Here is a 9,383-nt window from a genome sequence, read left to right as displayed (position 1 = left end):
CAAACCCATACCACTCATGGGAACGAGGCACTAATGAAAACACCAATGGCTTGATACGACAATACTTACCAAAACGAACATTCTATGTCACATGTGACACAGAAGCTCTGCAATGAAATTGCACACAAACTAAATACGCGCCCACGCAAAAGACTTGGGTATAGGACACCAACGGAGTATATTCATGCGCATCTGTAAAAAGTGTCGCACTTCAAACTTGATACTAAGCATAATGCTCGACGCTGCCACTATCCTTTTCTATACGATGAACAAAATAAGACTTACCATCTTTGTTGTAACAAAGAACAATACGAGACACAGGATCTGAAGTGGAAAAGATAGTGTCGAGCTCACGCTGAACCATACTAATAGCGTTTCTCATAATACTTAATGAATAACACTCCTTTTCTCGCCCTCGTTCGCCTATAAAACGAATTTCAATTTCGCATCCATGATAATCAATAATTTGAACATGCTGTAACCCTACACCTTTTTTCGCTAGTTTAGGAAGTTCTTCTGATACAAATTTTTTGACTTTTGGCGCAACAACAGTTTTATAAAAGTCATCCCACACAGGAGTTAAAGCAAAGGCAACAGTTGCTGCAAAAATAGCCCAAGATTCAGGGTCATTATTTTTCTTAATCCACTTGCCCAAGTTGATTTTGTTTGATTCGGATAGTGACTCTAATAACTCCGCATCATTGTAATAGGGGAAAGGAATATAGAGAAAGAAATCAGGGTTGTTTTCAGACTTAATTTCTTCAACACCAGAAATGCTAAAACCACCTACAGCTATTTCTAAATTATCTCGGTCAACAAATAAGTCCCCAATAAGATTCCACTCTTTATCACTATTTCCGAGCCTTTCTAACCTCAAGTTCTCGGCATAGCCAATTGTCTTTAGACCTAAATCATGCTGTTGATTTAGAGGCATGCGTTTCCCTTTGAAAGTGTTACAGAAATCGTTTAGAAACTCGTAGGTTAACTGTTCACCTTGCCGATCTATTGAAGTTCCGCCTAGTATTTGATTTCGAATAAGTTCCAATTTTACTCCTTATGCCTAACGCCCTGTTAAGGTGTGAGCAACGCAATACCGATGCTCCCGCATGCCACCTTAACCACAAAACCTAACGCATAGTAAAAATGCCACGCGTTGCGAATCACTCTTAAACAGTTTGTTATGCGATTTTTACGCTATACCGCAAAGTTCTATCATACTCACTAATCTCTTGGGCACTCCAACGTTTTGGATTGTCTCTTGCTTCTCTAAATACTCAGTCTCTCCACGAAATGATATATACCATTTACAATGCTCAGGCAGATTTGCGTAGACTTGCTGAAAATAAGGTAAATCAACCTCAGACAAAGAGTGACCAAGTACAAACACATTGTCTATAGAGTCTAAAGATGTAAAGAAGTGTGAGTGGTTCTCAATAACGCTAGCTGTATTTTTGAAGGAGTTAACATAGTAGCCATAAACTTCTTCAAGCCCTTGCTCGTAGGCATAATCGAAACTGTCAGACATATACTCATACCATCTCTCAAGGTCTTCAGGACTCACGTTTTCTGGTGGTTTCTCTGGAACAACCTTAAATTCGTTGGGATCAATACCATGTCCCAATATCAAGGGAGCAGAAAAATCAGAAGCTTTGCCATGAATATATGTAATGTTCGATTGAGGCACAGAATAGTGTTTTTCCAGTGTATCACTGTAGTTAAAGCTCAGAAACTTCGCATTTGGCTGCAAAGTAAGCTTCAATTTACTATCAACTCGGCTCTCTGAAGTAGCAGATAGAATAAACTTTCTAAACTCTTCGCATAACCCGCGAGTTAGTACGCCTACTTTATTCTGAACTTCGATGGAGAAAGAATACCAATCTCTATCTCTAAATTCGTCGCTTGATATAACCGGAAGATAGTCACTTAGATCTTCTAATAAAGCTTCTTTGTCAAAGTTAGCTAAACTCTCTTCAAAGTTAGCCCACAAATCTACCCCATTTTCTTGGTAGTAGTAGCAATGAATAAGATCTAAGAGATTGGGGCTATGCACTTGTAAGTACTCAGCAAAATTTGAGTATCTAGTATTAAACCCATGGTGTAGATCAAACCCATTGCCAATGATGTACAGACTGTTCAATTTCACCATCCTCTCGAAATCGCATAACGCCCTGTTAAGGTGTGAGCAACGCAATACCGATGCCGCCGCATACCACCTTAAACACTCAAACCAACGCATAGTGAAAATGCCACGCGTTGCGAATCACTCTTAAACAGATTGTTATGTTGCGGTGTTTAAGGTTAACGACTGAGCAAACTCTCGCATGTGTCGTGCATTGTCTGCTTTTTCTCCATCACCACAAGCTTTCCCATAATATTCAATTCCTGGTGAGGAATACACTGGTAACACTTTTTCTGCATACGTCATCACTGTCCCTGCTTCACGACACATAGCCCCAAACGCATAAGGTTTTATGAACCTATGGTTCTCTGACAGGAGTTGACCTTTAAGTAAGTACTCTGGCGTATCGTTATGCCACGCCCACGCCAAATGACCTAATTCATGTTCGAGTACATGTACTTTTGCGTCAGATGATAAAACCACGAAGCTCCGACTAAAATTCAAGTGAGCACTGCCAGCAGTTCCGTCCTGTGAAAATAGGTGTTCTTTAGGAAGAACTAGTACATAGTAACTACCTTCGCGTTGCAGTGGCTCCAATACAGAATCGCCCACAGTTTGCGCTAACTGTCGATGCAATTTACCACTACCAACTCCTTCGAAATCTGCAAGATCAAGCTTAGTAATGCCTGACAACGTTCGTTGCATCGGCACACATGAGTTTTCAAGGACAAGATTAGAGTAACTGATGAATTCATTGATTTTTGATTCGCTTATAGAGTCATCCGTAAAGAAATGTACTGGAGTTTCGACCTTTTCTACCAGCTCACAAGCTGCTAATGACAGTTCTTCTCCACTTCGTTTACCCACGAAAAATAGTGCGACAACACCTAGTAATGTGCAACCAACGACAAAATTTTTCTTCATTAGACTGTACTTTTTCTCTAGCAACATAACGCCCTGTTAAGGGGTGAGCAACGCTACCACCTCACCTAAAATTACCACCGTAAACACAATACTCAAATTGGGATCAAAAATCCCAAGCGTTGGGAATCCCTCTTGAACAGTTTGTTAGTTGCGTACTCAACTCACCCACCAAGCCCTTAATTTGACTTTGTGTATGACCGTCTATAGCCAAACGTTCACTATCATTAACGAGGAAATCAACTAGCTCAACTGATAAAAATAGTAACTCGGCTAGTTCATTAAACGTAAAGACATACTGTGATGGATGTTGATGAATAAATGTGTTCCGAGTTGTCTGTAAGCGACTGACACTTTCTTTTTTAAATCGCCGGTTATCAATGATTTGACTTCCCATGTAAGGGAGGAAATCCTCCTTACGCAATTTTTCATAGAGCCATTCAATATTATCTAAATCGCCATAATCAGTATGGTAGCTGTCTCTTTTCCGTACCAGACGTGAATCTGAAGTAATTAGAGCTAAACACATTGCCGATTGAACCGAATTATGTCCGTATATTACTGCCCATTTAAAATACGAGTTTTGCCCTGCTTCTATTTGAGACAAAGCATCAAGTAAGCACCGTAATGACATAACTAGATCTGTTTCAAGATCAAATGAGACCAATCTATCTTTCATGTACTTACCTATTATTTCTGAAAGCAACTAACGCCCAATTAACGTGTGAGCAGCGCAGACACTGAACCTGAACACTGCGCCGTAAACACTAAATTCAACCCGAAGTGAGAGCGCCAAGCGTTGCGAATCACTGTTGAATTGTTTGTTATGTTTTACCACAAACACATGATTTACTTGAGAAAGAACTGCTATTTCTGACTAGTTTTCTGAGCTAAACCACAAGGCTCGAACCAGCTTGACCGCCAAAGGCAATTAACCTTAAACGCGTAATTCCACTTCCCTGCCCAATGAGGCTACCCGACTAAGAAACAACAAGCGCCCTATCTTTCCAACCAAAGCGCAAGACAATGGCTAATTGCCGAGGCAACTGCCAAGCCGAAATGCTAATTGGCTAAGAAACTAAAAGCGACTTTAAGCCAGTTAAACTAGGAGCCAACCGCCACGACCTGACAATGAAGCAACCCACGAACATTGACATGTTTTACGGGCTGAGAGATTCAAGAACTGAGACCGACAATGTGGATTTGCTGAGTCTACTAGGGACGAACTGCCCGAGGGATAAAGAACTAGAGCCCAAGAACTTTAAGCCTTTGAATTAAAAGTAAACATAACGCCCAATTAAGGGGTGAGCCACGCGACCACGACACCCAATTTGGACACCGTAAACACTGAACCAAACCCAAACCAAAAATACCAAGCGTGGGGAATCCCTCTTAAATTGTTTGTTAGCACACAATTTCCAAGCTGTACTCCGCTGTATTTTCACTATTAGAAACTGTCTGTTCAAAACCCAGTTTCTTTAGTACCGAAGAGCTCCTACTATTCCAAGAATGGACGCCTGCCCAAATACTACCTTGATAACCCGAGCTACGAACATGTGATAGCAAAGCTTTGCACATTTGCGTTGCTAAACCCTGCCCCCAGAACTCCGGATTAACCCAATAAGCTAAAGCCAAACGATTTTCCTGAGGAAGTAATGTGACCTGTCCAATAACTTGGGAGTTGTGCAATCGGCGACAGCTCCAAACATAACATTTGCCCATATTCCATTCTAACATACGATTTGAACACCAATTCTCAGCTTGAGTTAGAGTTTTAATGTTTGCTAATGGAAGCGACTCAGGAAATAAATCGGAGTTCACTGCGGTTAATAAACACACTGCATCAGCGATTTCTATTGGAGTAAATACAAAACTTGAGCATTCAAATTTTCTTGCGAATTTCAAAGCCTTCTCCTTGTGTGCTAACGCCCTGTTAAGGTGTGAGCAACGCAATACCGATGCCGCCGCATACCGCCTTAAACACTAAAACCAACGCATAGTAAAAATGCCACGCGTTGCGAATCCCTCTTGAACAGTTTGTTATGTACGTGGTTGGTTCTATCCCCAGAAACACCCATAAGTATCGTCTTCCAATATTTCCAAGAAAGCTTCTAGAAGTTGAATCTCTGGAACTGGCTCATACGAATGCCATTTTTGGTCGGATTTCATCCAGTAAATTTTCCACGCATCACGCGACTTATAATATTTGACTTTGGCTACTGGGCACTCCATTTTTTCGGATGGATCATTCCACTTAGGACGTATCTCGAAGATTTCGATGACTTGCCCCTCTAAACGATACCCAATATCAAGTTGGTTGCGGATCTCTTCTGCCGGCCGACAAGAATCAAGGTACTTCTCCACTACCTTTCTATAACGCTGTTGCTCAATTTCTGAAAATGCCATATCTATCACCTAACCCTTTAATTAAGCTAAGTTTACGACCTAATTTCATACGTTGGCTAGGTTAATTTTCGAGAAAGTACATAACGCCCTGTTAAGGGGTGAGCAACGCAATACCGAAGCCGCCGCAAACCACCTTAAACACTAAAACTAACGCATAGTGAAAATGCCACGCGTTGCGAATCCCTCTTGAACAGTTTGTTAGGCTAATGATTCAATGGCTTGGAACCGAACTATACAAAAGTCTCTTTGAAAAAGATGCTTGAGGTTATTGAGTAACTCTTGTTCGGAATAACTGCTATCTATGTGAATTTCAGCTCCAACGACTGATGTAGAGTTTATCCCTTTAATTGCTTTAAAATCTTCAGCCAACAGTTTTAGTTGCTCTTCATATCGATCTTGCTCTAATACTGGAAATGGGCAATCTCGTCCCAAATCGTTTTCAGTTAACTTTCTAGTTTTAATAACAAAATTCATTTGATACTCCTATTAGCCTAACGCCCTGTTAAGGTGTGAGCAACGCAATACCGAAGCCACCGTATACCACCTTAATCACTTAAACCAACGCATGGTAAAAATGCCACGCGTTGCGAATCACTCTTAAACAGTTTGTTAGTGCGCTTTTTCAGCGATCCCCTAACCCTTGAGCGCGTTACGCCAATACTCGACCGTTTTATCTGAAACCATGCCGGTTTCTCTGGCTGCAGCCACTAGAAAGTCACACAAGTTTGCTGCTATCTGCTCATTACCAAGTAAATACAAACTACGAATTGCTCGGGTCAGGCGGAGTTGGTTGTGGTCATGACTTTTAAGCCAGACGTGGTTAGCAGGGCTTAGTTCCAGTAATGAAGAAATTTCACCCCCATCTCGCTGCAATCCCCAAAACTCGAGTAAAAGGTCGAGTGCTTTTAAGTGGGTAATGCGCAATTCTTCTGAGTTAGCAAAAGCCTCTCGATCTGCTTGAGTTACCAAAGGAGCATGTTGATTGAACTTAGTACCCTCATCAATCGGGAAAAGAACTTGAATATACTTATGATCATGCTCCAACCAGAAGTGGTTGTAAGCTAACAACTGCTCTACATTGCGACCAAATTTATCTGGAGCTTTACCAGATATGAAACGAGCAATTTCACTCATTTTAAATCCTGCTAATTATAATTCTTATCTTTGCGCACTAACGCCCAATTAAGGTGTGAAGCACGCTACTACCACACCCAATTTGACCACCTTAAACACTAAACTAAACTCAAGCCAAAAATGCCAAGCGTGCTGAATCACTCTTAAATTGTTTGTTAGGTTTTTACTATCTCACTATGTATAAGCCGATTGTAAGGAACCTCATAAGCACTAGTATAATAATCAATTATTGACTGATCGCCGCCTTGTTTCTGATATAAGTCGATGTACCGAAACAGCCCGTTGGACGCATTTAATGCTTGTAACCATATTTCATTATCTTGAAACAAAGAGCCATCGGGTTGGCGTCGTAACTTGGGACTCTCTTTAAGTACTGACAAGTGATACTCCCAGTCTAGTGAGTCACTTTTTAAAAGAGTACTCAATGGAAGTTCTTTCAACCCTGCATACTGTCCTCCCATATCGTTCGTCCAAAGCCATGGGTCATCACAAGTTACAACCATCTCATACAAACTTTTAAGATCTTTCTCATAAGCTCGAATAGCGATTAGTGTCTCAGAGCTAATTTGTTGATTTTTAATAAACTTTAAATTCTCCAGACCGGCACGAAACGCCAAGAATGCAAACAAAGGACCAAGAACGCCACCAATATAACTACCAAAGCTTCCCCAGTCACCCTGCTCATTTGAGAGACCTGAGTGAAACTGTATAAAAAAAGCACCTAGACTTATACCTGTAATCAAAACAGCAACAATAGTTGCTATATTATCTCGAATTAGATTATTCAAATTACTCCCCAAAAACCTAACGCCCAATTAAGGTGTGAGGCACGTAATACCGATGCCGCCGCATACCACCTTAAACACTAAACTCAACGCATAGTAAAAATGCCACGCGTGCCGAATCACTCTTAAATTGTTTGTTATATTGGTGACGACATCCTCAAATTTTGCTTTTGATTGCTAAAGTAATCAGAGCTGATGACACACCCACAACAATACTAATAATTGCAGTAAACACCCTTTCGTTTCGCTTTGCTTTTAACTCATCAAAGTAAAGCTGAGTTTTAGCCGTCATAGTGAAAATTTTATCTTTATATCCCGCTTTACCGTTTGGATTATGGTAATTATTAACCTTTGTTTCACCCGACGCTTTTGCGTAAAGTATTGATGCAAGTAGTCGCTCTTTATATGGTTCCCCTGATGAACTGCGAACCTCGCAAGCAACATACCCACTTACAACAAGACTAGCTAAAGGAAAGTAATCACGATAATCACCATATTTGGATTCTATAACTGAATTAAGGTCTTCCAAGCTAGCTTCACGACTGATTAAGATGGTTCTAAGTAACTTATGACTGCTTAGTTTCAAAAACTACTCCTCAAGCTGAAAAACAATATAACGCCGCATTAAGGTGTGAGCGACGCAATACAAAAGCCGCCGCACACCACCTTAATCACTAAAATCAACGCATAATGAAAATGCCACGCGTTGCGAATCACTCTTAAACAGTTTGTTATGTTTCAGTTGTCACATAGGCCATTAATATTTCATCATATGACTTCCCGTTGATTCTCAGTGCATCAACCTCGGTACCATATTTGTGAAAGCCTAACTTTTTGTATAGCGAAATAGCCGCGTCGTTTTCAGAAGCGACTGTCAGTTGAATCTGCGAAATATCAGTATTTTGGAAGGCATTGTGAATAAGCTTACTCAACATGTCATTTGCAATATGTTTACCACGATACTCTTGTTTTATAAAAAGACCCCATAGGTAAGACTTGTGCTTAATTTTCTCTTTGAGAGCTTGAGCAAAACCTGCGACTCCAATTAATACTCCACCGTCAAATGCACCAATAATAAAGGCACTTTGAGTAGCCGTTACTCGAGCAATCCACTGCTCGTTACTTAACTTAGATTCTTCCTTAAAGCTATTCTCAAAAGCTTCTGAAGACTGCACTAGGCTTAGTAATCTCAACTCTTTGTATTGTTCCCAATCACTTGCTTCTAGTTTTCGATACTCCACATTTCCTCCTGAAACATAACGCCTTGTTAAGGGGTGAGCAACGCAATACCGAAGTTGCCGCATACCACCCTAATCACTAACACCAACGCATAGTAAAAATGCCACGCGTTGCGAATCCCTCTTGAACAATTTGTTATGTGAACATGCAAACTCAGTATCCAATATCTAGGATCAGAAGCAACGTTAATAAAAAAGGAGACCAGTACCATATGCTCCCTTTCCATTGACGGACTACTAAAGTTTGGTACAGCAAAGCGACAATTAATACTAGCTCTAGGAAAAGCTGGAAAGGAAAGAGCAACAATGAGTAAACCATCCCATACCCAGGAGCTTGACCTGCTTCGCTAGGGTTACTCATTACACCGTCGATAAAGTGCTCGAAATATAAGTAAATGAAATGGTTCAGTGTTAGTACAACTAAAACAAACCTCACAATGCTGACGCTCCAAGTTTATGATTTGAAATAGTATTTGTTCCAGTTCAGAAACTGTCGAGCATCATATTTTCATAAACTCGACATCAATCTCAGTTTTGTTCACATAACGCCCTGTTAAGGTGTGAGCAACGCAATACCGAAGCTCCCGCATACCACCTTAAACACTAAAACCAACGCATAGTAAAAATGCCACGCGTTGCGAATCACTCTTAAACAGTTTGTTATGTTTGTTTTTCCAGTTTGAGCTCACCTGTCACTTTAGCCAATCGTAAAGCTACCGCAAAACAAACTAAATACGGACTGATATACCAAAATACTTGCTACAATCGGATGTTTGACTT

11 protein-coding genes and 1 pseudogene are annotated in these 9,383 nt (G+C 40.6%); 1 reads left to right on the top strand and 11 read right to left on the bottom strand.

All coding sequences use genetic code 11. The features are described 5' to 3' along the window. Nucleotides 1-198, top strand: a pseudogene (locus tag B853_RS05485) (transposase); the annotation flags it as partial. A gap of 25 nt (nt 199-223) precedes the next feature. Here the strand turns inward: B853_RS05485 and B853_RS05480 are convergent. The 11 genes from B853_RS05480 to B853_RS05380 all read right to left on the bottom strand — a co-directional run bounded on the left by B853_RS05480 (nt 224) and on the right by B853_RS05380 (nt 8,606). Then, the gene (locus tag B853_RS05480; protein WP_038887917.1) at nt 224-1,045 is read right to left on the bottom strand and encodes a hypothetical protein; all 822 of its coding nucleotides are present in this window, start codon (nt 1,043-1,045) and stop codon (nt 224-226) included. Nucleotides 1,046-1,189: 144 nt separating this feature from the next. Next, nucleotides 1,190-2,137, bottom strand: coding sequence for a bacteriophage abortive infection AbiH family protein (locus B853_RS05470; protein ID WP_170001012.1), 948 nt, complete (start codon nt 2,135-2,137; stop codon nt 1,190-1,192). A gap of 141 nt (nt 2,138-2,278) precedes the next feature. Beyond that, nucleotides 2,279-3,043, bottom strand: a complete 765-nt coding sequence (locus B853_RS05465; protein ID WP_038887414.1) for a hypothetical protein — start codon at nt 3,041-3,043, stop codon at nt 2,279-2,281. A gap of 103 nt (nt 3,044-3,146) precedes the next feature. Then, complete coding sequence (locus tag B853_RS05460) at nt 3,147-3,719, bottom strand: hypothetical protein (RefSeq protein ID WP_038887398.1); 573 nt, start codon at nt 3,717-3,719, stop codon at nt 3,147-3,149. A gap of 725 nt (nt 3,720-4,444) precedes the next feature. Next, nucleotides 4,445-4,945 carry a GNAT family N-acetyltransferase gene (locus B853_RS05440; protein WP_038887400.1) on the bottom strand — a complete coding sequence of 167 codons (501 nt, stop codon included), beginning with the start codon at nt 4,943-4,945 and terminating at the stop codon, nt 4,445-4,447. Between the two features lie 153 nt (nt 4,946-5,098). Next, entirely contained in the window at nt 5,099-5,446 is a 348-nt protein-coding gene (locus tag B853_RS05430; RefSeq protein ID WP_038887402.1) for a DUF3024 domain-containing protein, read from the bottom strand. 198 nt (nt 5,447-5,644) lie between these two features. After that, nucleotides 5,645-5,920, bottom strand: a complete 276-nt coding sequence (locus tag B853_RS05420) for a hypothetical protein (RefSeq protein ID WP_038887404.1) — start codon at nt 5,918-5,920, stop codon at nt 5,645-5,647. 159 nt (nt 5,921-6,079) lie between these two features. Further along, a complete protein-coding gene (locus tag B853_RS05410) occupies nt 6,080-6,580 on the bottom strand; it encodes an opioid growth factor receptor-related protein (protein ID WP_038887406.1) in 501 nt (166 codons plus the stop codon). 155 nt (nt 6,581-6,735) lie between these two features. After that, a complete protein-coding gene (locus B853_RS05400; RefSeq protein WP_038887408.1) occupies nt 6,736-7,368 on the bottom strand; it encodes a hypothetical protein in 633 nt (210 codons plus the stop codon). 154 nt (nt 7,369-7,522) lie between these two features. Beyond that, a complete protein-coding gene (locus B853_RS05390; protein WP_038887409.1) occupies nt 7,523-7,951 on the bottom strand; it encodes a hypothetical protein in 429 nt (142 codons plus the stop codon). A gap of 145 nt (nt 7,952-8,096) precedes the next feature. Further along, nucleotides 8,097-8,606, bottom strand: coding sequence for a GNAT family N-acetyltransferase (locus tag B853_RS05380; RefSeq protein ID WP_038887411.1), 510 nt, complete (start codon nt 8,604-8,606; stop codon nt 8,097-8,099). Nucleotides 8,607-9,383: the final 777 nt, after the last annotated feature.

Source organism: Vibrio rotiferianus CAIM 577 = LMG 21460 (assembly GCF_002741985.1).
Classification (GTDB): domain Bacteria; phylum Pseudomonadota; class Gammaproteobacteria; order Enterobacterales; family Vibrionaceae; genus Vibrio; species Vibrio rotiferianus.
This window is presented reverse-complemented; position numbering and strand designations above follow the sequence as displayed.